Below are 25,583 nucleotides of genomic sequence, written 5' to 3' on the forward strand. Positions count from 1 at the left end.
TGCCCGTTAATTTTTTGAAGCCTTCAGGATCTCGTCAGCCGCATCGCGCAGGCGGTTTGTCTCGCGATACAGCCTGTCGCCGGCGCGCGCCTTGCTGGGGGCATCCAGGCCGGCCCTGGCCACGATGTCGGCCCGGTCAGCCAGGCGCCAGACGCATGCGGCGCGCAGCACCTTGTCTTCAAGCGTGACCTTTTTCCCCATACTTCCCTCTCGTTTCTGCCTCAATGCCATTCACCTGGTAGAGGACGTTGGGCGTGATGCCAAAATTCGCGCGGCATGGCAGCGACTGGGCCCTGCGCAGTGTGCCGTTGGGCCCTTCGCGGTAGCCGATCTGGCGCTTACCATGGTGTTGCTGGCGCGCCCAATGCAGCAGGGTGCGGCGGGCCTGGGTGCTGCGCGTGACGCCAGCGGCGGCGCAGGCCTGCAGGACGGTGTCCTCCTCTTCCGGCGAGAGGTAGGTTTTCAATAGCTTGGTGCGGGTGGTGCTCATTGGGGTTCCTTGTAAAAGTGGTTCTGGATTTCAGGGGTACTGGTGCTACAAATGGACGGGAGTTGCCAATGTGATAAATTGCTGTTTCCACACATCAATTCACTGCAACGGGAACTCCCATGGAAAAACAATTGCGAGAACAACTTTATGAAATCGAGGGGCGCCTGGCGGCCTATCACCAAGTGCTGCACGCCATTTGCCTATCCTTGCCGAAGCTCCAAGCTGATGCTGTCAGCGCAGTGCTCGAATTGGTCGAGAAACAGTCGTTGGCCCTCTCGCCACCAAGTGAAAGAATTCATACGCACTTGGCGAATGAGCATCTGGATACCTTCAAAGCAGCGTTGGCAGATCCTGTTCGGATAGGCGAGGCGGATTAGGGGCTCATTTGCCGGAGTCGCTCGCGAGATTTCATTTCGATTTCAACCGCCTTGTCCATGTGCGGACCAAGGGTGGCGATTTTTTCAGCCATGGATTTCGGCATCGAGGATGCGCGTGCTGTGGCGGCGCTGTCGCCGGTCACCGGCTCCCGTGTTTCTCTGAAAGCGGCCAGACCGGCGCGGAAGGCCACGGCGCTGGATTCGGCAGTGGCCGTCAGGCCGAGCCCAGCAGTGGCACTGGAATTCGTGATGACTTGCGTCAGCAGCATCACCAGTGCGTCACGGTCGCGATCAGGCGGCGGCGAGTTGCTGGCGGCACTGAGGCCGAACTGGTACCCGACTTGGCCGCCCGCGATCGTTTCCGGGCGCGGTGGGGCGGCAAGCTGCGTGCGGTTCGAGCCGTACGGGCGGCCTTCGACCTTGACCAGCACGCCGAACAGCTTGGCGACCAGGTGGACGGGGAGAGTGCGCCAGCGCGCGTGGATGGCAGTCATGGTTTTTCCTTTGCTTCGGTGGAGGGCGGGAGGGCGGGCAGCACCACGCTGTGGCGTGGGACGGTGTCCAGGATGTTGCTGGGGGAGGGGGGCTGGCGGCCGGCGTGGCCGGGATCTGGCACAGGGTCGGTGGCGCGGCGTGGCGACTCACGCTCTTTCGATTGACTGGCGCGCAAGTATGCCCAATCGAAGTCTGGGCATAGAGTTTCGCAACGGACTGCGCCGCTCGTCGCGATCTCTATCTTTGGACATTGCTTGTCCGGGATAGGACGAATACCTTTGATCCATTGATTTACAACCGCAGGGCTAACGCAGAGTATTTTTGCCAGAGCGGCTTGGCTCCCAACAATTCCGCAGGCGCGCGCAACTTCTGTTTGTGGTGTGCTTTTCATAAATAAAGCATAGCATTGCTACAGTATTTAGGCAAGCCATGCTACTGAAAAATTGAAATAGCATTGCTATATGAAGATTTGGACAACAGAGCAAGAAGCGGAACGGCTAAAAGGCCGTTTTTCCACGGTGAATCGGGCTGCCTTTGTGCGTGAACACAAGCTCAGAGGTGGTCAGTCAATGATTTATCAGCACATCAACGGACTTCGGCCCATCAGCTTAGACGCGGCACTTGTATATGCCAGGGGATTCGGCTGCTCGCTTGAGGAGATTAGCCCAAGGCTGGCAGAAGAAGCCATTATTGCTGCCAGCCACACAGCGCCTTCTGAGCGACGACAGTCAATCCGCGATGATGTCGAGGATGCACCAACGATCACTGGCCAGATCAAGGGCATTCCTATCGTCGGCCGCGTCCAGGCAGGCCCCGACGGTACAATCAGCATCGATGACTATGGATACAGCGACGGTCACATGATGTGGTACGCCAGTTCGCCGGACGCCTACGCGCTGCGCATTCGCGGCGAAAGCATGAGCCCACGCTACCTGCCTGGTGAGATAGTTGGCGTTGACCCAAGTGTCGAGGTGCAGTCCAACGACGAGGCGATCGTGATACTTAGGGATGGCCGCCGAATGATCAAGCGCTTGCTTTGGTGTCGCGATGGACAGGCGTGTTTCGAGTCGGTAAACAAGGATTTCCCAAATATTATTCTGGATTTCGAGGAAATCGACAAGATGCACTTGGTGTCAGGACACATTCCAAAAGCTGCGTTCCGGCCTGACTGAGATGTTTTGATATGAGTGAATCGAGAGGATTGTGATTATGGAATGGTTTTTTGGTATCGTCGCTCTAGTTTCCCTTTTTATAATCTATGGATCGCTTACGGCTAGTGAGGGCCGCTTGCAAGATATATCCATACTGATCCGTCACCAAAATGCGGATCGCATCGAGTTTTTGGAGGCGCTTGATTCCCACATGAAAACGATAACGAGCGATTTGGCCGAGCTGCGTCGCATTGCATACGAGTATGAGGTCGCACCTCCAAAGCCAACAGCTGAGCAATATGTTCGGGCATTGGCGGTTGTTAGTCGGTGGAACGCGGTAGGTGAGACCGAATGATCGAATGAAAAGAATAATCCCGCCCATTACGGCGAGGGGAAGGCGCAACGGCACGCCCTTATGCCGAAACTGAAGACTAAAATGATTGATAGTACACAGCAAAGTCAAGGCGATGATCTCTATTTTGGGGCCATGGAGCGCCACCCGAATGAGTCATCTTGGATAGGTGTTTTATTATGTGAATACGCAACGCTGGAGCACTCGGTGATTCAAGTTCTGGGTATTGGTCTTGGGGGCAACCTCGAGGCAGCGTACGTCATCTGCGCCAGCGTTCACAGTAACGACCAACGCATCGACATTACTGCCGGGGTTGTAGAGAAATCCTCACTATCTGTGGATATGAAGTTGCAAGCTCAAAATTTGTTGAGTGAGGCGCGGGCAATAAACAAATTTCGAAATATTTTAGTGCATGGTTTGTGGGGAGCTAAAGAGACTAGCGGTGAAGTGGTTTTGACCTCTAAACTCTACAGCAAAAAGATCGATCAGAAAACAGTGACTGTAGAGGATCTCCAAAAAAGGGTTGCAGAGATACGCAACTTGAATGGTCGATTCGCTAAAACACTTTTCCCTGATCAAATTATCCCTGCATAGTATAAATTTAAATGCAGTCTAATCATCTGCATCTCTAGGCAACTGAGATTCTGACAGTATTGCCTGGATTTGCTCAATAGTGGCCTTATCTTCAATCGTGGATGTGCCAGTTAAAACACGGCCATAGATCTCGGCTACTCGTGTAGGTGAGATCGTTTGAATGTCGCTGCTTCGGTGCGCGCTCATTTTTTGCTTGCCGACGCACTTGCCATTTTCATCATAGATAGCGAAGTGGCCGATCACATCCATTCCCTTCTCCAACGCTACCGTGACAAGCTTGCCTCCCTCCAAATGCGGGATTGACTTGCGGATATCGTCCAGATAATTTTCCATCACACTCTCCTGAACCCGCCCAGTGCGGGTATTTTTTGGCCCAAAAATTGGTGCGAGTGAATTGTAGCAGATAAATAGAGCAATGCTATTGCATTAGTTATGAAGCACTGCTATTCTTATTTGCGTTGGAATCAGCCTGAACAGGCTCACCTTACCCAACAACCACATCACAACTAGGGAGAACCAGATGAATCAAGAAAGCGCCATCGAACACGTTGCACCTACCACCGCCAGTATCGCCACGGCCACCGCCGTCGGCGCAACTTCCCGTGCTCTGCCAACTTTCGCGCCCGGCTTCTACCCCATCGCTATCGGCGCTGCTTTTGCCGAAGGTGTGTATGCAGGCGTCGTGCGTGGCGTCAACGGCGCGCCTGACCAGCACCTGCTGCTGATCGATGGCGAGGTCGACGGCGTGATCTGGGATACGGCTTGCATCTGGGCCGAATCCGTCGGCGGCTCGCTGCCGACCCGTGCCGAGCAGGCCGTCTTGTTTGGCAACCTGAAAGACCACTTCCAGCGCGACTGGTACTGGTCTTCGGAGCAGGCCGGCCCCTCTACCGCGTGGGATCAGTATTTTCTCGATGGCACCCAGAGCAGCCTCACCCGCTCGTACGAGGGCCGCGCCCGCGCCGTCCGCAGATTACCAATTTAATCCTTTATCAATTTCAACCTGAGAACCGCCATGTCGCTCGCAAATATTGCTCCTGATGCTCTCACTAGCACCCCGGCCGGCGCGTCGCTGACGGTCCGTCGCGTGGCCATGGTCATGTCGGATCGGCGGCTGCGCCTGGCCGTCGGGCCAACATTCAGCGTGACCAATGGCCGCGGCGAGCGCATCGCGCTGGTGTCGGTGGTGCAGCGTGGCCTGGGCAGCGCCCGGACCGCTGCGGCGCGCATGGCGTTTTCGGCCGAGACCACCGGCGCGCTGCGCCTGGCGAGTATGGATTACGAGCAGACCGGCGCCGTGTCGCCAGAAACCATCAGCCTGATGCGCCGGCTGCTCGACGATATTGGTGCCGCATGAGCTCCAGGGCCTTGCTCGACATGATCCGCCAGTGCGCCGTCGATGCGCGCGTCAAAGAATCGGGCGATGTGGAGGCGCGGGCGCATGCGTTCATCGCGATGCTGTCCGGATCGCTGGAGCAGTACGACGCGATCGGTGCGGAGGTGGTGTTTTCGCTTTTGCAGCCCGCCGCCGGTGGCGCGAAATGATCGCCTTCATCGTCACCGTGCGCCGTGATGGCCTGGCGCCAGCGACTTACAACGAGACGGCCATTGACAGCAGCACGGCCGTGATGAACGCGCAGACGCGGTACGGCGCCTGCAGCGTGTTCGTGCAGGTGGCATGACATGGCGCGCGTCGAGCCGGACCGGGCAGCGCTGCAGATTGCTCACAGCCTGCTGCGCAGCACCTGGTCACTCGACGACATGCTCAAGGTTCCCAGCCTGAAATTGGTGTTGTACGTCACGGCGCGCCGCCACATGAAGCGCCGTGACCGGTTCGACCCGAAAAAAATGCAAGCGAACGACAACGACTGACCCATCAACAGCAGTAATTTTTATGAAAGACCATCTCATGGCACAGAAAGCATTCGCCGTGTTCTTGCAAGACCTGCGCGACGGCCGCGCTCATTCGGAACTGTCCAGCATGCTCGGCGAGCTGCTGGCCAAGGTCAAGGAAACCGGCAAGGGCGGCGCCCTGAGCCTGAGCATCAAGATCAAGCCCGCCGGCCGTGGCCAGGATGTCGACAAGGTCACGATTTCGGACGAGGTCAAGCTGACCTTGCCAAAACCCGAGCGCGGCGACGACTTTTACTGGCTCACCGAAGACAACGATCTCTCGCGCAATCACCCGAAACAAGGAAGCCTGGAGCTGCGCGAAGCTCCAGCTCCAACCCCATCCACCTTTAAGGAAGTCGCCAAATGAACCACAACACTACCTCGGGCGCTGACGCTGCGCCGACATCCGCTCCAGCCGTCGAGCATCTGCATATCGATTCGTCGGTGATCGACAAGCTGGGCGCGCTGACGGCGGCCGCCAGCGCCGTGCGGAACGTCGGCGACGCGAGCTATATCCTGGTGCCGGAAGGTTTCGAGTTGAAGGATGTCACCGCTGCGCTGGAAAAAGTGCAGGCGACTCCAAACCGCAAGGCTGGCACGGTCCACCTGGGCGACCTGGACAGTTTCCTGACGTTTGTGGGCGTGCAGGGCGCCGCCAGTGACTGCTACATCTATGCCGACCTGGACACCCGCACCCTTACTGCCGTGCTCAACGATCACCGCCATCTGGCCGACCATGAGCAGCCGGGCTGGCGTGACTTCCGCGTCACCTACAAGGCCGAGCTGAGCCGCGAGGCCACCATCTGGCTGACGCACGACAAGAAGCTGAAAGAGCAGGAAGAGTTTGCCATTTTCCTCGAAGACAACATCGCCGACGTGGTGCCGGGCGAAGGCCTGCCTACCGGCGACACGCTGCTGGCGGTGGCGCTGACCCTGCAGGCGAAGACGGAAGTCAATTTCAGCTCGCACAAGCGCCTGGACAACGGCCAGACCCAGCTGGCCTATTCGGAAACCATCGACGCGCGCGCCCAAGGTGGCGCCATCGAGATCCCGCGTGAATTCGCCGTCGGCGCGCGGCTGTTCAAGGGTGGTCACGGCTACCGCATCAAGGCGCGCCTGAAGTACCGCCTGGGTTCCGGCAAGGTGAAGTTCTGGTACGAGCTGGACCGTCCGGAAAACGCCATCGAAGAGGCGTTCAGCGAGTACGTCGAACAGGCGCGCGCCAGCGGCTTTACGGTGCTGATGGGCAAGCCGTAACCCGGAATCAGTGATGCGCCGCCCACTTCCCGCAGGCAATGTGCCGATGATGACCGAAACCCAGCGACTACTGGCGCTGCAGCTGCGCATGGCTGTCGAGGCAGTTATCGGCGCGCCATCGGTCGACACGTTCAACACGCTGTCGAAGATATTTGCCGCTCTCTGCGCCTGCGGGATGGTGGGTGAGGCAATCGACCTGGCCACCGACACCATGTGCGTGATCTGCGATCGCTACGAGCGCGTGCAGCGTGTCGGCGTCAAGGAAGGCGAAGCAGCAGCGCTGCGCCTGGCCGCCGACGGCATCGACACCAAGCTGTCGATGATTCCGATCAACACGCTTCGCCGCGCGATCACGGAAGTAGAAATCTTTTGCGCCAGCGTTGGCGCGTGACATCAACCAATAGGACAACCATGAACACCACCACCGCAGCAGCACTTGCAACCATCCCAGCCGCCATTGGCGCAGCCTTCGCCGGCGGCATTTACGCCGGCATCATGCGCGGCGTCGACGGCGCGCCAGACGAGCACCTGGTGCTGCTGCCTGGCGCCGCCGAAGACGTCACCTGGGAGGCAGCTGACGAATGGGCCAAGGCCGAGGGCGGCGAGCTGCCGACGCGTCGCGAGCAGCGCCTGCTGTTCATCAACCTGAAAGACCAGTTTGAAGAGGACTGGTACTGGTCGAGCGAGCAGGCCGGCCCCTCTCACGCGTGGGGTCAGAATTTCTTCAATGGCGGCCAGTTCAACTACGGCTACCGCTCGTACGAGGGCCGCGCCCGCGCCGTCCGCAGATTAGAAATTTAACCCTTTAACCATTTCAACATGGCCAACCATACCGACCTGCCGATTTCCAAAGTTGCCTACGACCTGCTGGTGGTGGCGACCGAGCTGACCAAGAACATGCCGAGAGATTTTAAGGCATCGATTGGCAAGGAAATCCGCGACGAGTGCGTGCGATTGACGGTGCTGATCTTCCGCGCGAACGTCGCGGGCGACAAAACACCGTATCTCGACAATTTGCTCGAGCGCGCGCAGGTGATCGAGTTGCTGCTCCGGCTGTCCAGGGACTTGCGCTTTATCTCAGTCAAGCAGTATGCGGCGGCCATCGCACTGACCAGCATGATCGGCAAGCAGGCCGGCGGCTGGAAGAAATACACCGCATCGTCGCCTGCTGCTTCCCGGTCAAGGCCGGCTTGACTGTGCGATTTTTTTAATCTGGTCGTGCCGCTGGCTCACAAGGCCACCGCTATGCGCACCGCAGTAACCACCTGGCGGCGTCCAGGCAGGCCTGGCGCAGTTTCCCCACTGATCGGCATGGCCTTCGGCGGGGCGACGTAGATAGCACGAATTGACGCAGGCCGGCCCCTCTAACGCGTGGAATCAGAATTTCAACAATGGCAACCAGAACAACAACAACCGCTCGTACGAGGGCCGCGCCCGCGCCGTCCGCAGATCATCCCGATGCGGACTTTACGCTCGAGCAGCTGGCCGTCGCGTATTTCGACTGCCGCCGCACCAAACGCAATACCCCCAGCGCCCTGGTGTTTGAGCAGCACCTGGAGCGCAACCTGATCAATCTGTTCGATGACCTGCAGGATGGCAGCTACCAGCCCGGTCAGTCGATCTGCTTCGTCGTCACGCGCCCCAAAGCGCGCGAGGTATGGGCGGCCGACTTCCGCGATCGCGTGGTGCACCACCTGCTTTACAACAAAATCTCGCCGCGCTTTTACGCCTCGTTCATCAAGGACACCTGCGCCTGCATTCCGGGCCGCGGCACGATGTACGCGGCCAAGCGGCTTGAATCGAAGATCCGCAGCGTCACGCAGAACTGGGCCCGGCCCGCCTTCTACCTGAAGTGCGACCTGGCCAACTTCTTTGTCGCCATCGACAAGGACGTGCTGCGCGGGCAGATCGCCGCACGCGTCAGCGAGCCGTGGTGGCTGCGCCTGGCCGAAACGATCCTGCTTCATGACCCACGCGAGAACTACCAGCTGCGCGGCGCGCCCGAGCTGCTGGCGCGCGTGCCGGCGCACAAGCGCCTGGTCAATCAGCCGGCTCACTTGGGCCTGCCGATCGGGAACTTGTCGAGCCAGTTCTTTGCAAATATTTATCTGGATGCGCTGGACCAGCACGCCAAGCACCGCATCGGCGCCAAGCATTACATCCGCTACGTCGACGACTTCCTGCTGCTGCACGAATCGCCACAGTGGCTGGGCGCGGCACTGGCCAGCATCAACGAGTTCCTGCCCCGCGTGCTGCACGCCAACCTCAATCCCACCAAGACAATCCTGCAGCCGATTGCGCGCGGCGTCGACTTCGTCGGCCAGGTCATCAAGCCCTGGCACAGCCGCACGCGACGCCGCACCGTGCACGAGGCCACCAGCCGCATTGCTGGCATCCCGGCCGCTGATGTGTTCGCGGCGGCCAACAGCTACTTCGGCCTGCTGCGCCAGGCGGACAGCAGCCACGCCGACCGTGCGGCGCTGGCGCGCGCGGTGATGCGGCGCGGGCATTGCGTCAACGGAGCGCTTACACAAACCTATAGGAAATCACGATGATGTACGACCTCGCCCGCGTTGAGCGACAACATCTGGACAACAATAAAGCGCCAGTGTTTTCGTTGATCCGCAAGCGCTGCGCCTGCGGCAAGGCCAGCACGGCACGCCAGCTGCGCCAGTACGGCCGTTGCATAACCTGCGTCCGGAGCGCGCCATGACGACGGTGATCAATCCCGCGCTGCGCTACCACGGCGCCAAGTTCCGGCTTGCACCCTGGATCCTGTCATTCTTTCCTGAACACACATGCTATGTCGAGCCATTCGGCGGCGCCGCCGGCGTGCTGCTGCAGAAGCCGCGCGTGTACGCCGAGGTGTACAACGACCTCGATTCGGGAGTGGTGAATTTTTTTGCCGTGCTGCGCGATCCAGTGCTGCGCCAGCAGTTGATTGAGGCGCTGGTGTGCACGCCATATGCGCGCGCCGAGTTCGAGCAAGCGTGGCTGCCGACGACCGACCAGGTCGAACTGGCGCGTCGCCTCTGCATTAGGGCACAGATGGGCTTCGGCAGCGCCGGCGCCACCAAGGGTCACACCGGGTTTCGCATCGACACCAAACGTGAGTACGGTACCGCGCAGCACCTGTGGGCCACCTATCCCGCGTCGATCGCAGCAGCTGGCCAGCGAATGTCCGGCGTGCTGATTGAAAATCGGCCGGCGCTGGAGGTAATGCGGAAGCATGACACTCCGAGCACGCTTCATTTTGTCGATCCGCCATACATGCACGAGACCAGGGTGATGACTGGCAGCCAGCGTACTTACAACCACGAGTTGACGAACCTCGACCATGTCGAGCTGCTCGACGGGCTGCTCGAGCTGGAAGGTTTTGTGGTCCTCAGTGGATACGACTCGCTGCTGTATCGAGGCCGTCTCGACGGTTGGATCCGCCACACCACGACGGCACGCATCAGCGCCGCACGCGGAACGGCCATCCGCGAGGAAATGGTCTGGCTAAATCCGCGCTGCGCCGCCGCGCTCAGTCACGAAGCAGTGCAAGGGAGGATGTTTGCATGAGGCGCGACAATTTCACCATTCCGCTCGATCTCGGCAGCGAGCTGCTGATCGACAACTTTGCCGGTGGCGGTGGCGCGTCTGAAGGGATCGAGCAGGCGTTTGGCCGCCCAGTCGACGTCGCGATCAACCATAACGGCGAGGCGCTGGCCCTGCATGCCGCCAACCATCCGCATACCGCTCACTACCAAGAGGACGTGTTCGCCGTGCACCCAGGCTTTATCACTGGCAACCGTCCTATCGGCCTGGCCTGGTTCAGCCCTGACTGCAAGCACCATAGCAAGGCCAAGGGCGGGAAGCCGCGGGAAAAGAAGATCAGGGGCCTGGCCTGGGTGACGCTCAAGTGGGGCGCATTCCAGATGCCTCGCTGCATCGCCCTGGAAAACGTCGAGGAATTTCTCGACTGGGGCCCGCTGGACGACGAGGGCAACCCGATCGCCAGCGCGAAGGGGCGCACCTTCGCGGCATTTATCGATGCGCTGTCGACAGGCCTCGCCGCCGAGCATCCGGACGTGCCGGAAATATACGAGGCGCTGGGCGCCGACTTCCCGATGGAGCGCCTGTATCGCGGTCTTGGCTACAAGGTTGAATACAAGATCCTGCGCGCCTGCGACTTCGGCACCCCGACTATACGCAAGCGGCTTTTTGTGTTCGCGCGCCGCGACGGCCTGGCCATTAGCTGGCCGGTACCGACGCATGGTAATCCGAAGTTGAGCGGGTTCGCCAAGTCCGGTTTGAAGCCCTGGCTGACAGCCGCCGATTGCATCGACTGGTCGCTCCCGTGCCCCAGCATTTTCACGCGCAAGAAGCCGCTGGCCGACAAGACGCTGGCGCGCGTGGCCAAGGGCGTGATGAAGTATATCGTCAACGCCGAAGACCCTTTTATCGTGCCGGCCGCCGCCGCGCCGTTCCTGACGGAGCATGCGAACGGCTCCACCCAGCGCAACTTCAGCGCGGCCGAACCGCTGCGCACGCAATGCGCCGAAATCAAGGGTGGCCACTTCGCCCTGGTGAGCGCGATGCTGGCGAAGCACTACAGCGGCGTCGTCGGCACGGCGGTGACGGTACCGTTCGGCACGGTCACCACATCGGATCACCATTCCGTGGTGGCCAGCACCATCGTCAAGCTGCGCAACAATCAGTTTGCCCAGGACGTGCTGCAGCCCATCCCGACGCTGACGGCCGGCGGCGGCCACGTAGCCGAGGTCCGCGCCTTCCTGATCAAGTATTACAGCGAAGGTGGCCAGGATCAGTCGCTGACCGATCCGATGCATACCATCCCCACCAAGGATCGCATCGGGCTGGTGACCATTCGCGGCGAAGACTATGCCATCGTTGACATCGGCATGCGCATGCTGACGCCACGCGAGCTGGCACGCGCCCAGGGCTTCCCGGAGACCTACATTCTCGACCTGGTGCATAACGGCAAAAAACTGTCGAAGGAGGCGCAGGTGCGCATGATCGGCAACAGCGTTTGCCCGCCGCTGGCGCGCGCCCTGGTGGCCGCCAATTTCCAACACGAACAACAGTTTGCGAGGGCTGCATGAGAATTTACATCGCGGGACCGATGACCGGTCGATCGCAGTTCAACTATCCGGCGTTTCACCAGGCAGCGACGCTGCTGCGCGCCGCCGGCCATGTCGTGATCAACCCGGCCGAGAACCCGGCGCCAGCGTGCGGCAGCTGGATCGGCTACATGCGCATGAGCGTGGCCCAGGTGGCCAGCGTCGACTGTCTGGTGATGCTGCCAGGCTGGCCACGCAGCAAGGGCGCACGCATAGAATTCATCCTGGCCAAGCTGCTCGGTCTCGACACCTACCCACTGAAGAAAAAAGGGACCATTCCGGTATGAGCGCGACATTCCTTGAGCAGACAGAAATATACGAACTGACGGGCCGAAAGCTTAAAAGTCTGCAGGTCGCCGCACTTAAAAATATGGGTATACCATTTTTTATCAATGCGATCGGGCGTCCGGTCGTGCTGCGGAAGACCATAGAGGGCAGGGCCACTGCAGCGCCGCCAGAAAAAACGCCTTGGGTACCACCTGGCTTGAGGGCGAAGTAAGCATGGGCCGTGTTCCAACGAGAAACAAAAATCTGCCTACTGGCATGCGAGCCAGGCATCGAGGCCAGAAAACCTATTATTTCCTGGATACGGGCAAGCGGCCGCGCAGCGAGATATCGCTGGGTTCGGACTATGTCGAGGCCGTTCGCAAGTGGGCCGAACTGACAGCGAGCTCGATTCCTTCAGCGATCCGCCCGACGTTCCGCATGGTGGCCGAGCGCTATATCCGGGAAGTCATGCGTAAAAAAGGGACCGGCACGCAGCGCAAGAACATGAATGAGCTCGCGCACCTGTATCAGTTCTTTGATGACAGACAGGAGCCGATGGACTCAATTCAGCCGGTGATGGTCCAGCAGTACCTGGCGTGGAGGTCGGCCAGCATCGCCGAAGAGCGCCGGAAAAAGAACGCCAGCCTGGAGGCGCGCGGCAAACCGGTGCCCGAATGGACTGGAAAAGAAGGGGAGGTGGCAGCCAATCGCGACAAGGCACTGCTGTCGCATATCTGGAATTTTGCACGCGGCGCCGGCCTGACCAATCTGGCCAACCCATGCGCCGGCATCAAGGGCTTCAAGGAAGATGGGCGCGATGTATACGTCGACAACGCCGTGTTCGCCGCTGTGTATGCGGCTGCGTCGCCCGGTCTGCGTGATGCGCTCGACCTGGCCTATCTCACCGGACAGCGGCCGGCGGATATGCTGAAAATCACGCGCGCCAACCTGAAAGACGGGGCGATTGAAATTAGCCAGAATAAAACCCGGAAGAAACTACGGATCGAGATTGTCGGCGAGCTGGCCACTTTGTTGGCGCGCATCGACAAGCGCCCAGCCGTCGGCATAGGGCTGATCAACAACAACGATGGCCAGCGCATGACGACATACATGCTGCGCTACGCCTTTGAAGCTGCGCGTGAAAAGGCCGCTGGCGAGCACCCGGAAATTGAGAAGGACATCAGGAATTTCCAGTTCCGGGATCTGCGCGCCAAGGCGGCTACGGACGTGGATGACATCAGCGGAATTGCGGTGGCTCAAGCACAGCTGGGACACACCACGACGGCCATGACAGCGCGTTATGTGCGCCACCGGCGCGGCAAGCTCGTCAAGCCGACGAAATAGCTACAGAAGACTTTTTGCGGAACAGAGCCAGTTTTGCGGAACTGGCCGATGCTTGGAAATAGTGATTACTATCTCTGTGAGTGTGATAAGCGCTGGTGCCCGGAGCCGGAATTGAACCGGCACGCCCTTACAGGCGGGAGATTTTAAGTCTCCAGTGTCTACCAGTTTCACCATCCGGGCAGCGCGGCGAGATTCTAGCACAAATAATGCCTGTTACACCATTGGTCACGGCAGAGGCTGTCTTCAAACGGTCACAGGCGATTATCTTTCTTATTGTGTTTAAGGCATGTAAAGTTTCATACTGGAACTATCGTGCTACACTTCGGGCACGGTTTCAACCTTCGGTCCCCCGCCATTGTCTCGCCGTTCGCCGGCAGTGTCCGGCATGGCTTTTTCCTGTCATATCGATTGGGAAACATTTATATCTCATCGTAATCATGCAGGAATCAATCTCGATTTTGTGTTTCAGGATGGCCGCCATGCGCAGACAAGCACTGTCGAGCCTGTTGCTGGCGCTGGCCTGCAGCCAGGCGAGCTGGGCGCTTGGCGGCGAGATGGTCGTCATCGTTTCTGCACGCAATGCGACCGAGGCCTTGCGCGCCGACCAGGTCGCCGATATCTTTCTGGGCCAGAGCAGGCGGTTTCCGGATGGCGCACCGGCCAGCGCCGTCGACCAGCCGATCGGCGCTGCGCAGCGCGATGTGTTCTATCTGAAAGTGGCGGCCAAGTCGCCGGCATTGCTGAAGAGCTACTGGACCAAGATGATTTTCACCGGGCGCGGCCAGCCGCCAAGGGAAGTACCTGACAGCGCTAGCGTGCGCAAGCTGGTCGCCGGCAATCCCGGCCTGATTGGCTATATCGACCGCAAGGCCCTGAACGCCAGCGTCAAGCCGGTGCTGGTGGTGCGCTGATGGCCTTGCGGAAAAAGACGACGGACACGATCGCGCCACGCGCCGCGGCGCGCCGCATCGGCAAGCTGCTGCGCCGCAGTACCGACACGCATTTTTCGCTGCCGCTGTTCGTGCTGTTGCTGCTGGTGGCCATCTGGGGCAGCACCTTGCGCATCATCAGCGCCGAGCAGGTGAGCGCTCAAAACGCGATGCGCGACTCGGTGCGTGAATTGATGGACACCTACGAGGCGCAGGTGGCGCGCAATATCGGCGCCATCGAGCAGACCCTGAAGGTGGCGGCGTATGCCGTCAGCCTCAAGGGCGCCGACGGCGCATTGCCCGAACTGAAACGCCAGGATCTGTTGCCGCCGTCCATGATCTTTACGGTGGCGATTGCCGACCGCAGCGGGCGCGTGATCGCCAGCAGCCCCGCAGCGGCGCCCCTTTCGATTGCAGCCCAGGATTATTTCCAGCGCCATGCCGCGCGCTGCGGCGCCATCACCGATGTCAGCGCGCCGCTGCCCGAGCGCACCGGGGGCGCACCGCTGCTCCATTTTACGCGGCGCCTGGAAGATGCCGGCGGCCATTTCGACGGCATCGTGATGGTGCAGGTGGACCCCGCCTATTTCACCAGTGGCTACGAGCGCACGCGCCAGGGCGAGCATGGCTTGCTGGCCATCTATGGCGCCGACGGGCGGGCACGGGCCTTGCGCGTGGGCGCCCGCGAAGGCTGGCGGGGCAGCGCGCCGTCGCTGGCCCGCTTGCGCGCGCAGCCGGCCTGGGATGGCGTGGAGCGCGAAATCATGGTGCAGCCATTGCTGGGCGGCGGTTTGAGCGTGGTGGTGGGCCTGGCGCGCGATGAGCAAATGGCGCAATTCATGCAGCACCGGCAAGCCAACGTGGCGCTGGCCGCAGTGGCCAGCGCCGTGCTGATCCTGTTTGCGACGATGGCCTGGAGCTGGTTATGGCAGCGTGCCAAGGCGCAGCGCCTGATGCGGCGCGCGCAGGAAACTTATGCCGCCGCCGCCGAGGCCAATCTCGACGCCTTTTTCATGCTGCACTGCCTGCGCGACAAGCATGGCGTGCTGGTCGATTTCCTGGTCACCACCGTCAACAGCCGCGCCGAGGCGATGACGGGCAAGAGCAAGCTGGAGATGCAGGGCGCGAGCCTGTCGAAGTTGTTGCCGCTGAGCCGAGAGAACGGGCTGTTCGACAAGCTCAGGCACGCGGCCGAAGAGCGCGCCGTGCACGAGGAAGAGTGGCAAAACGACCGCGTCGAGGCAAAGGTCCGGTGGCTGCATCTGCAACTGGTCGGCGTGGAAGACGGCGTGGTGGCGATCGCGCGCGACATCAGTGACCGCAAGCAGGCCGAAGCGCGCATTTTGACCCTGGCCATGTACGATGGGCTGACGGGTTTGCCCAACCGTAGCCTGACCATGCAGCGCCTGGAAGCGGCGGTGAACCAGGCGCGTGACGGCGGCAGCACGCCGCTGGTCTGTTTTATCGACCTCGACGGCTTCAAGCAGGTCAACGATGGCCTGGGCCACCAGGCCGGTGACGAATTGCTCAAAATCACGGCCAAGCGCATGCGGCAATGCGTGCGCCAGCACGATACGGTAGGCCGCCTCGGTGGCGACGAATTCGTCCTGATCCTGCCATGGAACAGGGATGAGCTGGCCGCCGCCCACGCTCTGCTGCAACAGATCCTGGCCGCCGTCACGCAGCCGCTGCTGCTCGCTGGCCAGCAAGTGCGGATCAGCTGCAGCATCGGCGTGGCTCTGTATGCGCATGAGGGCGACAGCGCCGACAAGCTCCTGATGAATGCCGACGCGGCCATGTACCGCGCCAAATCGGCGGGCAAGAATAATTTCCAGTTCTTTGACGCCGGCATGAACCATGGCGGCGACTGACCGCGCCTGCCCGAAGGCAAGCGCATGAAATCCTGTTTGCGCATGATCAACGTCAGCTAAGCGGACTCGGCTACATTGAGTGACTTGGCGATAATTGCCTTGCAGCATCTCAGGAGCTGGCATGGGAAAAGACACTGGCGAAGGCGATAAATTCACGACTGCGGGCACGCGTTCACCGTTGGATTTGTCAAGCATCCTGTGCTGAGACATAACGCATGGCCAGACAGGTGATGTCGTCTGACTGCGGCGCGCCGGCAGCAAATGTCTGCACACAGGCAACCAATTCCGTGAGCAGCGGCTCGGTTTTCAGCGTCGCAGATTGCACGAGCTGCTCTGCCAATCGTTGCTCACCGAAGGCTTGATCGAACGGATTGAACGCTTCAGTGATGCCATCCGTGTAGAGGAGCAAGGTGGTGTCTGGTGCCAGAAACACGGTTTTTTCGGCGTAGACGATGTCTTCCATTACCCCTAGTGCCATGCCGCCGGTACCCTCCAGGGTAGTGACGGTGGCGTTGGAATGGATCAGGAACGGCAAGGTGTGGCCGCCGTTGGCGTAGACCAGTTGGCCGGAACGGGTATCGAGAATGCCGTAGAAGAGAGTGATGAACATGTTTTGCTCATTTTCCTGCACCAGCAGATTGTTGGCTCGCGCCAGACATTCGCCCGGGCCGCTTGCAGCGGCAGCAATCGCGCGCAGCAGCGTGCGTGAGACGGCCATGAACAGCGCTGCCGGCACGCCTTTTCCCGAGACGTCAGCAATGACTACGCCGATACGGGTCTCGCTGAGCCAGAAATAGTCATAGAAATCACCACCTACTTCCATCGCGGCAATCATGAGCCCGAACATCTGCAGTTCGGCACGTACCGGAAAAATCTTGGGCACGATGGACTGCTGCATGCGCCGCGCCACATCCAGTTCCTGCTGAATCGAGACCAGTTGCGTGTGAGCGTTGAAGGCAGCGCGGATGCTATGAAACCAGGGCAGCCATGCGGTCGGCACTACCGGCATTGGCTGCCCGGGGCCACTGCTTTCCAGCTGGATGTAACGCACCAGTTTTTGCGCTGGCAGCACCGCATCCAGATAGGTGAGCCGGTTGGCGACCACCAGCATGACCGTCAGTCCGATCACCAGCAGCAAGACAATGAGCACGCCAGTTTCCAGCGACAACATGATCAGTTCGTGCTGTGGCACCAGCAGTACCAACTGGAAGGGCGCATTGCTTATGCCGATTGTTTCCATGTAGTAGCCGTGCGCCAGCACCAGGTGGCCGCGCGATGCCAGTAGCGTGGCCGGCAGATCGCGTGCAATGGCTGGCGGGAAAGCCGTTTCGCGTGGCAGTATCTGTGGCGCCTGTGGCTGCACCAGGCTGGGGTGTGCCAGCAGTTGTCCGTGCGTATTGATGATGAACAGTGTGCCGGCGTTGGCGCGCCAGTTGCGGACGAAGGTATTGAGCCGCTCCAGCGTGACGTCGACCGCCACTACGCCTTGAAACTGGCCATTGTCGAACACCCCGGCCGAGGCCGTCACCATTGCTCCTTGACCTGCATCGTCGAGGTAGGCGGAGGTCCAGGCGACAGGTTGCGCCTCGTCGCGCGCATGTCTGACATCGCGGAAAAATGCTTTCTGCATCAGCGAATCGGCATAAAAATACTTCTTCGAGCTGACCCAGGGATAAAGATTGATGAAGCGTAGTTGCGAAATGTAGTACACCCACGCCGCTTCCTGCACCCTGTTGCCGATGCTGCGGAAGCTGTCGTTGAGGCTCAGCGCCATTTCCAGATCGCGTCTGAGCGCTGGCGTGAGCGGGCCTGGAACACCGGTAAGATTGCCGATGTCGCTGGTGCGCCAGGGCGGCGGCGGCGTATCGAGGCAGATGCCGGCATGCTCCCGGCAGTCCTGCAAGGCCTGCAGCAATGGCGACGGGGCGGGGGCTTGCGGGTGCAGGCGATACCATGTCTGGGCATGTTGACGCATGGTGTTGACACCGTCGGCGCTGCTTTTCATGATGGCATCGAGTGCACTTGCCTGTTCCTGCATTTGTCCGGCCAGTGTCGCGGAATGGGCGCTGAGGGTGTACTCAAAGCGCCGATAAACCAGTACGCAGGCGATAAGCACCACGCCGATGAAGGTGGCGCGCATGACCCAGTTGTAACGTGCAAACAACGTCGCACTCAGATCGCTCATTGCCATAGTTTCGTCATCGTGGCAGCGCTGTTGGCACGGGAGCCCGGGCACGCAACAGCATCAGCGCTGCTGGATTGAAACAGGCGGCAGCGCAGATCTCCCGTCCCGCAGGCAGTTTGCGACTGAAGCCGACATGGCCGGTCACCGTATGCCTGCGTCCTTGGCGCACAAGCGCATCGGCGTGTACTTGATGCGGGTGCACAATCGCAGGTTGAATCGTGCAGACTCACAGGTTGGCCACATCATGGCCGCAAATACGGGCTGGTCCATCGGTATTGTTTTTCGGCATCAAGTCCACAACGTGGTGCATGTTGCCGGCGTTCGAAATTGGCGATATCAAGTTCAATCCCATGCGCGTTTCAGTGATGATCGGGCGTCGGCGCGCCAGGCCTGCTGGTTTGCCTGCGGCACAGGGCGTCTGATGATCCTGGTTAATTTCCAGTCACACAATAGCTGAACCGGACACGCTGGTCTGTCGCCATAAATGGCGACAGACCAGCTGCCGCAGGACGCTGTCGCCAGCTGCAGTCTGTGGCACTATGAACGCACTCATGAGCAGCTTGCGCCACAGAGAGTGAAGCATTTCCAATAAGGAAGATCCGATGTCCGGAGTCGCAGAACTGTTGATCGTATTGCGTAACGAGATCACGCAAATCGATACCATGGCAGAAGCCGTGGATGACTTTTGTACCCAAAATGGTCTGCCCGCCAAGGCTGCGTTCAACCTCAATCTGGTACTCGAAGAGGTGGTCGTCAATGTGATCAACTACGCTTTTCCCGGCGGCGCAAGCGAGCCAATCTACGTGCGGATCAGACTGGAGGACGCCATCATCAGCGCCGAAGTGCGCGATACCGGTGTCGCCTTCGACCCGCTGGTCGCCGGCCCCCCCGATATGGCGCTGGATCTGGAAAAGCGTGTCGTCGGCGGGCTCGGGGTCCATTTTCTCAAGACCCTGATGGACGATGTCTCGTATCGTCGCCACGAGGGTCAAAATTATTTGCGTTTCAGCAAGCAGCTGTTTTGAATCTTGCTTTTTCTGCCGTGCGTACACAACCTGGTTTTCATTCCATGAACATGACTTGCGAAACACTTGGAGATGCGCTGCTGATCGCTCTCGAAGGAAAATTGAACAGCGTGAATGCGCCACAGACCGAGGCTGACATGCTGGCGCAGATCACGCGCGGCGCGCATCAGGTTTTACTTGACCTGACGGCGCTCGATTACATTTCCAGCGCCGGCCTGCGGGTGTTGCTGATCGTCGCCAAGCGGCTCAAGCAATGCGGCGGCCTGCTGGTGTTATGCGGCTTGCAGAGCCAGATCCGCGAAGTGCTCGACATCAGCGGTTTCCTTGCTATCCTGACCGTCGCCGATACCCGTGAACAAGGCTTGCGGCATTTTTCCTAGGCGTCAATTCAATTTGCTTGTGCTGCGCTTGTGCACAATCGGCAATGTCAGTGTCATGCGCGTGCCGTGTTGATCAGAGTGCCACGTCACTGTCGTGCCGATCGAAGCGGCGCGGCGTAGCTGGTTGTTCAAGCCTTTGCCTTTTGTCTGGAGACCTTTTTCTACTGAAAAACCACAACCGTTGTCACTGATCACGACCAGCACATTGTCGCCGTCGCGCAGGGTGGTCATACGTATTTCGGTGGCCTGGGCATGCTTGATGATGTTGCTGAAGGCTTCCTGGAAAATACGCAGGATGTGCAGGGTGTTACGTGGGTCGAGCCACTCCAGCGGCGGCACATCGGTGACTTCCCAGCGCAGTTTGATGCCAGCCTCTTCCAGCCGCGGTGCAAGACGAAAGCGCAGGGTTGCCATCAGCAGCAAGAGATCTGCCTGAACAGATTCCATCGAATCGATAGTCAATTTCAGGTCGTCAATGCAGTCTTTCAGTATGTCGGCCACCATGGATGCATTTGCCTTGCCCTCTTTGACCGCCAGCAGTGCCGTTATCAGGGAGGAGCCCATGCCGTCATGCATATCCTGCATCAGCCGGGCTCGTTCGTCATCGAGGACCTGGCGCTGGGCGCTGGTGCGCAGGCGCTGGTGATACTCATCCAACTCCGCCTCTTGCGATAGCAGGCGCTTCTGCAAGCGTGTATTGAATTGCACAACGTTTTCATTGGCCACGATATAGCGCAGGAAAATGATATACATGAAGACCAGGAAGGCGCTCACATTGCTGTAAGGACCGAGATACAGACTTTCGATACTCACGTGATAATTTTGCAGCAGCCAGTCGTAGCAGCCCAGCGGAATGCCCAGCATGGCCCAGGAACTGAGCACCAGGCCATCGTGTGACCGGCTGCGCCAGGATTGAACAAAGCCGTTGATGGCCACGGTTGAACCGGTGATGATCAACAGCAGATAGGCCAGTGGCGACAGGCTGTTGGTCATAATCCAGCTTGCCAGCGGCGGGGCGGTAGCGATGGCGACGACGACAATGATGCCGCTGATCAGATAGTTCCATCGCAGCTTGGGACGACTGTGCAGATGATTGAGGAAGAAATGCGTCACCAGCACCATCCAGAACACCGAATTGATGGTGATCCAGGTGAACCAGTTATCGGGGATGGGCAGTCTGTCTTCGCCTACGTAGTAATGCAAGGAGCGCAGGAAGGCGGCGGCCGAGATGAAAAACAGCAGCATATAAATATAATGACTGCGCAGCCGGTACCACACCATCAACGCGAACAGACCTACCGCCAAAAAGGCGGCACTGCTGGCATATGGTAGCTGCACCTGCAAAAGGTAGCGCAGCCGATAGCGCCAGCCTATTGCTTCATCCCCGCCAAACCACACGGAGGAAATGCCGCCGCCGACGTTGCGCGCCCGGTCGATGCGCACGTAAATTTCGCGCGGCAGGCGGGTATCGGCCGTTTCATGCAAGGCAATCCAGGCGGGAATGTTCCAGCCATTCCAGAGCCGGCTGGCATGGGCCTGGTACAGCAGCAGTGCATCTGCATAGATGGACACTTGTCCGCTGGTTTGCAGGCGCGGCAGGTAAAGGTAGTGCAGATCTGCGGTAGCGATCATGGGCGCCAGCTTGATCCGGTACCAGACTACCTCGGTGGCAGGCAAGGATGCATCATGTCTGACGCTTGGCAGCAGTTCGCGCGGCAAGGTATGCGGCAGTTGCACATGTATCCAGGGACCGGGCAGGGTGGCAGGGTCGAAGCTGGCTGGCGGCAGCGCATGCCCCTGTCCCGGGATGACCTGCATGTCCGCTTCTGTGATATGCATCGGCGCTTCGGCGCGTGCCTGTGGTAACCACAAAACATGGCAAAAAAAAATGAAGAAAAACAGTTTCGCCATGTGTCAGGGGTTGAGCAGACCTTGTTGGAACGCCTCGTGAATCGCCTCTGTCTTGGAACGCACCGCCAGCTTGGTGTACACACGACGGATGAAGGTTCTCACGGTATGGCGTGATACCGACATTAAAACCGCAATCTCGTCGGATGTGAAACCTTTGGTGATGTAATCGAGCACCTGTTGCTCTCGAGTTGACAAAACCGGACGTGATTTGGCCTGTAAATCGGCCGCCGGCGTGTTTTGCTGGCGAAATCGCATCAATATCTGACGCGCAACCAGCGGGCTGATCGGGCTGCCGCCCTGGTGCAGACTCCTGATTTCACTCACGATGCTGTGCGGCGTACTGTCTTTGAGCAGATAACCGGTGGCGCCGGCTTCCAGTGATTGCATTACGTGCAGCTCGTCGCCAAAAGCGGTGCTGACCATAATATTGCATTGCGGCCACCGCTGCGTGGCGGCACGGATGACGTCAATGCCGGAACCGTCCGGCAGTCCCAGATCGACCAGTAAAATATCGGACGGCTCCTGTTGGAGCATCTTGATGCCTTCTGCGCGCGAACTGACCTCTGATCGTAGTTGCATGTCGGGGGCGTCGCGCAGGGCCTCGCCGAGCGCGTGCTGAAAAGCGACATCGTCTTCCACGATGCTGACTGTGATGATGCCGCTGCGGATATCTTTAGCCATAGTGAGGGCGAGTGACCATTTGTCAGAATTGTGATGGACAGATGATGACACACTGCGCGCCATCGCAAGCTCCTTCTCGGCACACCTGTGTCGCCATTTATGGTGACAGACAGCAATTCCGGCCGGCGATATATTTCGCTCTGAAACTTTCAACTAGTCACGCCACCCACGGCCTCGGTAGAAGATTTCAGGGGCAAACATCTCGAAAGGAATTTATGTCAGCCGCAGGATCAGTAGCGCCCAAAGAGCGCGTCAATATTGTCTATCGTCCGGCCACGGGCGATGCCAAGTCGGAAGTCGAACTGCCCTTGAAGTTGCTGGTGCTTGGCGACTACACGTTGCGCGAAGATGAGACACCGTTGGAAGAGATGGCACCGATCAACATCGACAAGGATAACTTCAACGAAGTGCTCAAGGCACAGAAGCTTTCGCTTGATTTATCCGTTCCCAACAAGCTCGACGACAAGGCCGAGCCCGATGCGGTGCTGGCGCTGAACATCAAGTTTGATGAGATCAGCGATTTCACACCGGACGCCATCGTCGGTCAAGTGCCGGAATTGCGGCAGATGATCGCTCTGCGCGATGCGCTCAAGGCACTCAAGGGACCTCTGGGCAATATCCCGGATTTCCGCAAAAACGTACAGGCCCTCATCGAGGACGAAGGCGTGCGCGCGCGCCTGCTGGGTGAACTCGGCATCGCAGACAAGTAATCAGGCCTTCAGGGAGATAGCATGGGTGAAGAACAAAAGCAGGTAGAACCCGATACGGCACAAGCAGCAGCGGGTGAGTCTTTATTGGATCAATTGATCGAATCGGCGCGTATCAAGCCGGGCGATGACGCCTATCCCATTACCAAGCAGGGTATCCAGGCCTTCATCAGTCAATTGCTGGAGCCGCAGAATGCGGTAGAACGCATTACCCAGGCAACCGTCGATGGCATGATCGCCGCCCTCGACAAGAAGCTGTGCGCCCAGGTCGACGCCATCTTGCATCATGATAATTTCCAAAAGCTGGAATCGGCATGGCGTTCCTTGAAATTTTTGGTGGACCGCACCAATTTCCGCGAAAACGTCAAGATTCAATTGCTCAGCGTGAGCAAGACCAAGCTGCTGGACGATTTCCAGGATGCTGCCGATATCACCAGTTCAGGTCTTTACAAGAACCTGTACACGGCAGAGTACGGCCAGTTTGGCGGCCAGCCCTTCGGCGCCATGATCGCCAATTATGAATTCGGTCCCGGTGGACAGGATATCAAGTTGCTGCAATACGCCGCCAGCGTATCGGCCATGAGCCATGCGCCGTTCATCGCCGCCACCGCGCCTCCATTCTTTGGCGTTGACAGCTACGATCAATTGCCCAATCTGAAAGACCTGTCATCGATTTTCGAGGGACCGCAGTTCGTCAAATGGAATGCCTTCCGTGAAACCGAAGATGCGCGCTACATCGGTCTGACGCTGCCGCACTTCCTGCTGCGCGTACCGTATGGAAACGATACGGTACCGGCCAAGAAATTCAATTACACCGAAGACGTCACCGGCGGCAACGGCGATTTTCTGTGGGGTAATGCGGCCTTTACCTTCGCCTCCCGTCTCACTGACAGCTTTGCCTCTTACCGCTGGTGCGCCAACGTCATCGGTCCGCAGGGCGGCGGCACCATCTCTGACTTGCCGGTCTACACCTACGAGGCCATGGGTGAGCTGCAAAACAAGATTCCAACCGAAGTGCTCATTTCGGAACGGCGTGAATTCGAACTGGCTGAGCAGGGCTTCATCGCCCTGACCATGCGCAAGAACAGCGACAACGCGGCGTTTTTCTCCGCCAACTCGGCGCAAAAGCCCAAGTTTTTCGGCAATACCAAGGAGGGCAAGGAAGCCGAGCTGAACTACAAGCTCAGTACCCAACTGCCTTACATGTTCGTGGTCAGCCGTCTGGCGCATTACATCAAGGTGATCCAGCGCGAAAACATCGGCACCTGGAAAGAACGCGGCGAGCTGGAAAGTGAACTGAACAACTGGATCCGTCAATATGTTGCCGACATGGACAACCCGGCAGAAGGGGTGCGCAGCCGCCGTCCGTTGCGTCAGGCTGAAATTGTGGTCGCTGACGTTGAGGGCGATCCCGGCTGGTACCGGGTCGATATGCGGATTCGTCCACATTTCAAATACATGGGAGCCTCATTTACGCTCTCTTTGGTGGGCAAGCTGGATAAAAAATAAGTACGCAAGTTGTCAGCAACTTCGCCCATCCGCATGTACTACACGTCAAGCACTGACTTTATTCACTAAAAGGAATTCATTATGCCAATGCCAAGTTATCTGATTATCGAAGGCACCAATCAAGGAAAAATCGAAGGATCCGTAAAGATCAAGGGTCATGAAGGCAAGATTCTGGTACAAGCCGTCGACCATTCCATCACCATCCCTGAAAGCCCGCAAACCGGCCTGCCGACCGGCAAGCGCATTCACCGTCCGATGACCATCACCAAGGAAATCGACAAGTCCTCGCCAAAACTGTTCCAGGCCCTCACTTCCGGCGAACAGATGAAGACCGTCTCGCTGGAGTACTACCGCATCTCGCCCAAGGGGACGGAAGAGAAGTACTACACCGTCAAATTGAGCAACGCCATCATGACCAATATCCGCTCCTGGACGCCGAACTGCCTGACCCCGGCCAATCAGCAGATGGGCCATATGGAAGATGTTTCCTTCACTTACGAAAAAATTACCTGGACCTTCGAGCCGGATGGTATCGAAGCAGAGGATTCCTGGCTTGCACCGAAGGCTTAAGCGCAAGCGCCGATGAGAGAACGCCGCCTGCTCGAACGCATAGCCCACTGGCATGATGGACATGCCGACGAGCGCAGCAGCCAGACCGAGGTCGATATTTTGCTGCGCTCGGTCACCGAGCATCTCGGCTGCCTGCTCAATACACGCCAGGGTAGTGTGCAGATCGACCCGCTGTTCGGGGTGCCTGATTTCACTAACCTGGCCGGTGGCACCGGCACAGGTTCGGTCAGCAGTATCGTCGAAGAGATCCGGCGCATGGTGATCAGGTACGAACCGCGCATCAAATCGCCGCGTGTGACACTCAATGAGGAGCACAGCGACGTATTGTCGATCAGCTTTTCGCTGGAAGGCATGCTGGAAGTGGATCAGCATGTCATCCCGCTGCGTATTTCGACCACCGTGGGCGCCAATGGCAAGGTCAAGGTCGGCCGCCAGTAACGATGGATTTTTTACTGCGTTTCCACGGTTT

At 59.0% G+C, this 25,583-nt stretch carries 38 protein-coding genes and 1 tRNA gene; 30 read left to right on the forward strand and 9 right to left on the reverse strand.

Features of this window, described 5'->3' with window-relative positions; translation table 11 throughout:
- Positions 1-6: 6 nt before the first annotated feature.
- Together CD932_RS22560 and CD932_RS22565 are read right to left on the reverse strand one after the other, a co-directional pair.
- Positions 7-201, reverse strand: a complete 195-nt coding sequence (locus CD932_RS22560) for a hypothetical protein (protein ID WP_094445003.1) — start codon at positions 199-201, stop codon at positions 7-9.
- Positions 179-490, reverse strand: a complete 312-nt coding sequence (locus CD932_RS22565; protein WP_094445004.1) for a hypothetical protein — start codon at positions 488-490, stop codon at positions 179-181. Before CD932_RS22565 ends, CD932_RS22560 begins: the two co-directional genes overlap by 23 nt.
- Before the next feature lie 119 nt (positions 491-609).
- On the opposite strand from CD932_RS22565, the gene CD932_RS22570 reads away from it, so the two are divergent.
- A complete protein-coding gene (locus CD932_RS22570) occupies positions 610-867 on the forward strand; it encodes a hypothetical protein (RefSeq protein ID WP_141213348.1) in 258 nt (85 codons plus the stop codon).
- Here CD932_RS22570 and CD932_RS22575 read toward each other — a convergent pair.
- Together CD932_RS22575 and CD932_RS29805 are read right to left on the reverse strand one after the other, a co-directional pair.
- Entirely contained in the window at positions 864-1,361 is a 498-nt protein-coding gene (locus CD932_RS22575; protein ID WP_094445006.1) for a hypothetical protein, read from the reverse strand. The genes CD932_RS22570 and CD932_RS22575 overlap by 4 nt on opposite strands.
- Positions 1,358-1,753 (reverse strand): helix-turn-helix domain-containing protein, encoded by a 396-nt coding sequence (locus CD932_RS29805; protein WP_094445007.1) that lies wholly within the window; start codon positions 1,751-1,753, stop codon positions 1,358-1,360. Before CD932_RS29805 ends, CD932_RS22575 begins: the two co-directional genes overlap by 4 nt.
- Positions 1,754-1,823: 70 nt before the next feature.
- On the opposite strand from CD932_RS29805, the gene CD932_RS22585 reads away from it, so the two are divergent.
- The 3 genes from CD932_RS22585 (at position 1,824) to CD932_RS22595 (ending at position 3,459) form a co-directional block, all read left to right on the forward strand.
- Positions 1,824-2,534 (forward strand): S24 family peptidase, encoded by a 711-nt coding sequence (locus CD932_RS22585; protein ID WP_094445008.1) that lies wholly within the window; start codon positions 1,824-1,826, stop codon positions 2,532-2,534.
- 37 nt (positions 2,535-2,571) lie between these two features.
- Positions 2,572-2,868 (forward strand): hypothetical protein, encoded by a 297-nt coding sequence (locus CD932_RS22590; RefSeq protein ID WP_094445009.1) that lies wholly within the window; start codon positions 2,572-2,574, stop codon positions 2,866-2,868.
- 81 nt (positions 2,869-2,949) lie between these two features.
- On the forward strand, positions 2,950-3,459 hold the full coding sequence (locus tag CD932_RS22595) for a hypothetical protein (RefSeq protein WP_141213349.1): 510 nt from the start codon (positions 2,950-2,952) through the stop codon (positions 3,457-3,459).
- Positions 3,460-3,477: 18 nt separating this feature from the next.
- Here the strand turns inward: CD932_RS22595 and CD932_RS22600 are convergent, their stop codons facing one another.
- On the reverse strand, positions 3,478-3,792 hold the full coding sequence (locus CD932_RS22600; RefSeq protein WP_094445012.1) for a hypothetical protein: 315 nt from the start codon (positions 3,790-3,792) through the stop codon (positions 3,478-3,480).
- Positions 3,793-3,979: 187 nt separating this feature from the next.
- Between CD932_RS22600 and CD932_RS22605 the strand changes: the two genes are divergently transcribed.
- The 17 genes from CD932_RS22605 (at position 3,980) to CD932_RS22675 (ending at position 13,346) form a co-directional block, all read left to right on the forward strand.
- Entirely contained in the window at positions 3,980-4,444 is a 465-nt protein-coding gene (locus tag CD932_RS22605; protein ID WP_094445013.1) for a hypothetical protein, read from the forward strand.
- Positions 4,445-4,474: 30 nt separating this feature from the next.
- On the forward strand, positions 4,475-4,816 hold the full coding sequence (locus tag CD932_RS22610) for a hypothetical protein (protein WP_141213350.1): 342 nt from the start codon (positions 4,475-4,477) through the stop codon (positions 4,814-4,816).
- 11 nt (positions 4,817-4,827) lie between these two features.
- Entirely contained in the window at positions 4,828-5,004 is a 177-nt protein-coding gene (locus tag CD932_RS29035) for a hypothetical protein (protein ID WP_176461091.1), read from the forward strand.
- Complete coding sequence (locus tag CD932_RS29040) at positions 5,001-5,141, forward strand: hypothetical protein (RefSeq protein ID WP_176461092.1); 141 nt, start codon at positions 5,001-5,003, stop codon at positions 5,139-5,141. Before CD932_RS29035 ends, CD932_RS29040 begins: the two co-directional genes overlap by 4 nt.
- Position 5,142: 1 nt before the next feature.
- Positions 5,143-5,331: a hypothetical protein gene (locus CD932_RS22620; RefSeq protein WP_094445018.1), complete on the forward strand. Its 189-nt coding sequence runs from the start codon at positions 5,143-5,145 to the stop codon at positions 5,329-5,331.
- A gap of 37 nt (positions 5,332-5,368) precedes the next feature.
- The gene (locus tag CD932_RS22625; protein WP_076566058.1) at positions 5,369-5,719 is read left to right on the forward strand and encodes a hypothetical protein; all 351 of its coding nucleotides are present in this window, start codon (positions 5,369-5,371) and stop codon (positions 5,717-5,719) included.
- Complete coding sequence (locus CD932_RS22630) at positions 5,716-6,609, forward strand: DUF2303 family protein (RefSeq protein ID WP_094445019.1); 894 nt, start codon at positions 5,716-5,718, stop codon at positions 6,607-6,609. Before CD932_RS22625 ends, CD932_RS22630 begins: the two co-directional genes overlap by 4 nt.
- Positions 6,610-6,622: 13 nt before the next feature.
- Positions 6,623-7,000, forward strand: coding sequence for a hypothetical protein (locus CD932_RS22635; protein WP_141213351.1), 378 nt, complete (start codon positions 6,623-6,625; stop codon positions 6,998-7,000).
- Positions 7,001-7,020: 20 nt separating this feature from the next.
- Positions 7,021-7,410 carry a DUF1566 domain-containing protein gene (locus CD932_RS22640; protein ID WP_176461093.1) on the forward strand — a complete coding sequence of 130 codons (390 nt, stop codon included), beginning with the start codon at positions 7,021-7,023 and terminating at the stop codon, positions 7,408-7,410.
- A gap of 18 nt (positions 7,411-7,428) precedes the next feature.
- Positions 7,429-7,803, forward strand: coding sequence for a four helix bundle protein (locus tag CD932_RS22645; protein ID WP_094445022.1), 375 nt, complete (start codon positions 7,429-7,431; stop codon positions 7,801-7,803).
- Positions 7,804-8,000: 197 nt separating this feature from the next.
- Complete coding sequence (locus tag CD932_RS22650; protein WP_176461094.1) at positions 8,001-9,164, forward strand: RNA-directed DNA polymerase; 1,164 nt, start codon at positions 8,001-8,003, stop codon at positions 9,162-9,164.
- Positions 9,161-9,322 carry a hypothetical protein gene (locus CD932_RS29045; protein ID WP_176461095.1) on the forward strand — a complete coding sequence of 54 codons (162 nt, stop codon included), beginning with the start codon at positions 9,161-9,163 and terminating at the stop codon, positions 9,320-9,322. The genes CD932_RS22650 and CD932_RS29045 overlap by 4 nt, the downstream gene beginning before the upstream one ends.
- Complete coding sequence (locus CD932_RS22655; RefSeq protein ID WP_094445024.1) at positions 9,319-10,173, forward strand: DNA adenine methylase; 855 nt, start codon at positions 9,319-9,321, stop codon at positions 10,171-10,173. The genes CD932_RS29045 and CD932_RS22655 overlap by 4 nt, the downstream gene beginning before the upstream one ends.
- Positions 10,170-11,717 carry a DNA cytosine methyltransferase gene (locus tag CD932_RS22660; protein ID WP_094445025.1) on the forward strand — a complete coding sequence of 516 codons (1,548 nt, stop codon included), beginning with the start codon at positions 10,170-10,172 and terminating at the stop codon, positions 11,715-11,717. The genes CD932_RS22655 and CD932_RS22660 overlap by 4 nt, the downstream gene beginning before the upstream one ends.
- A complete protein-coding gene (locus CD932_RS22665; protein ID WP_094445026.1) occupies positions 11,714-12,022 on the forward strand; it encodes a DUF4406 domain-containing protein in 309 nt (102 codons plus the stop codon). The genes CD932_RS22660 and CD932_RS22665 overlap by 4 nt, the downstream gene beginning before the upstream one ends.
- The gene (locus CD932_RS22670; RefSeq protein WP_094445027.1) at positions 12,019-12,234 is read left to right on the forward strand and encodes a DUF4224 domain-containing protein; all 216 of its coding nucleotides are present in this window, start codon (positions 12,019-12,021) and stop codon (positions 12,232-12,234) included. The genes CD932_RS22665 and CD932_RS22670 overlap by 4 nt, the downstream gene beginning before the upstream one ends.
- Positions 12,204-13,346 carry a tyrosine-type recombinase/integrase gene (locus tag CD932_RS22675; RefSeq protein ID WP_254926721.1) on the forward strand — a complete coding sequence of 381 codons (1,143 nt, stop codon included), beginning with the start codon at positions 12,204-12,206 and terminating at the stop codon, positions 13,344-13,346. Before CD932_RS22670 ends, CD932_RS22675 begins: the two co-directional genes overlap by 31 nt.
- A gap of 93 nt (positions 13,347-13,439) precedes the next feature.
- Here the strand turns inward: CD932_RS22675 and CD932_RS22680 are convergent.
- Positions 13,440-13,526: transfer RNA gene (locus CD932_RS22680), tRNA-Leu, on the reverse strand.
- A gap of 299 nt (positions 13,527-13,825) precedes the next feature.
- On the opposite strand from CD932_RS22680, the gene CD932_RS22685 reads away from it, so the two are divergent.
- Together CD932_RS22685 and CD932_RS22690 are read left to right on the forward strand one after the other, a co-directional pair.
- Positions 13,826-14,257, forward strand: a complete 432-nt coding sequence (locus CD932_RS22685; protein ID WP_094445341.1) for a phosphate ABC transporter substrate-binding protein — start codon at positions 13,826-13,828, stop codon at positions 14,255-14,257.
- Entirely contained in the window at positions 14,257-16,146 is a 1,890-nt protein-coding gene (locus tag CD932_RS22690) for a diguanylate cyclase (RefSeq protein WP_094445029.1), read from the forward strand. Before CD932_RS22685 ends, CD932_RS22690 begins: the two co-directional genes overlap by 1 nt.
- Before the next feature lie 187 nt (positions 16,147-16,333).
- On the opposite strand, the gene CD932_RS22695 is transcribed toward CD932_RS22690, so the two are convergent.
- Entirely contained in the window at positions 16,334-18,331 is a 1,998-nt protein-coding gene (locus tag CD932_RS22695) for a SpoIIE family protein phosphatase (protein WP_094445030.1), read from the reverse strand.
- 133 nt (positions 18,332-18,464) lie between these two features.
- Between CD932_RS22695 and CD932_RS28455 the strand changes: the two genes are divergently transcribed.
- From CD932_RS28455 to CD932_RS22705, 3 genes are all read left to right on the forward strand, one after another.
- Entirely contained in the window at positions 18,465-18,788 is a 324-nt protein-coding gene (locus CD932_RS28455) for a hypothetical protein (protein WP_141213352.1), read from the forward strand.
- A 145-nt stretch (positions 18,789-18,933) separates the two neighbouring features.
- On the forward strand, positions 18,934-19,356 hold the full coding sequence (locus tag CD932_RS22700) for an ATP-binding protein (RefSeq protein WP_094445031.1): 423 nt from the start codon (positions 18,934-18,936) through the stop codon (positions 19,354-19,356).
- A 44-nt stretch (positions 19,357-19,400) separates the two neighbouring features.
- On the forward strand, positions 19,401-19,736 hold the full coding sequence (locus tag CD932_RS22705; protein WP_094445033.1) for an STAS domain-containing protein: 336 nt from the start codon (positions 19,401-19,403) through the stop codon (positions 19,734-19,736).
- Between the two features lie 3 nt (positions 19,737-19,739).
- Here the strand turns inward: CD932_RS22705 and CD932_RS22710 are convergent, their stop codons facing one another.
- Entirely contained in the window at positions 19,740-21,647 is a 1,908-nt protein-coding gene (locus tag CD932_RS22710; RefSeq protein ID WP_094445035.1) for a sensor histidine kinase, read from the reverse strand.
- 3 nt (positions 21,648-21,650) lie between these two features.
- A complete protein-coding gene (locus CD932_RS22715) occupies positions 21,651-22,328 on the reverse strand; it encodes a response regulator transcription factor (RefSeq protein WP_094445037.1) in 678 nt (225 codons plus the stop codon).
- 215 nt (positions 22,329-22,543) lie between these two features.
- Between CD932_RS22715 and tssB the strand changes: the two genes are divergently transcribed.
- The 4 genes from tssB to tssE all read left to right on the forward strand — a co-directional run bounded on the left by tssB (position 22,544) and on the right by tssE (position 25,552).
- Positions 22,544-23,038 (forward strand): type VI secretion system contractile sheath small subunit, encoded by a 495-nt coding sequence (gene tssB / locus CD932_RS22720; protein WP_094445038.1) that lies wholly within the window; start codon positions 22,544-22,546, stop codon positions 23,036-23,038.
- Between the two features lie 21 nt (positions 23,039-23,059).
- On the forward strand, positions 23,060-24,544 hold the full coding sequence (gene tssC, locus CD932_RS22725; protein ID WP_094445040.1) for a type VI secretion system contractile sheath large subunit: 1,485 nt from the start codon (positions 23,060-23,062) through the stop codon (positions 24,542-24,544).
- An 81-nt stretch (positions 24,545-24,625) separates the two neighbouring features.
- Positions 24,626-25,114 (forward strand): Hcp family type VI secretion system effector, encoded by a 489-nt coding sequence (locus CD932_RS22730; protein WP_094445041.1) that lies wholly within the window; start codon positions 24,626-24,628, stop codon positions 25,112-25,114.
- Positions 25,115-25,126: 12 nt separating this feature from the next.
- Positions 25,127-25,552, forward strand: a complete 426-nt coding sequence (gene tssE, locus CD932_RS22735; RefSeq protein WP_094445043.1) for a type VI secretion system baseplate subunit TssE — start codon at positions 25,127-25,129, stop codon at positions 25,550-25,552.
- The last annotated feature ends 31 nt before the right edge of the window (positions 25,553-25,583 follow it).

It is taken from the genome of Janthinobacterium sp. PC23-8, from assembly GCF_002250505.1.
Taxonomy (GTDB): Bacteria; Pseudomonadota; Gammaproteobacteria; order Burkholderiales; family Burkholderiaceae_D; genus Janthinobacterium.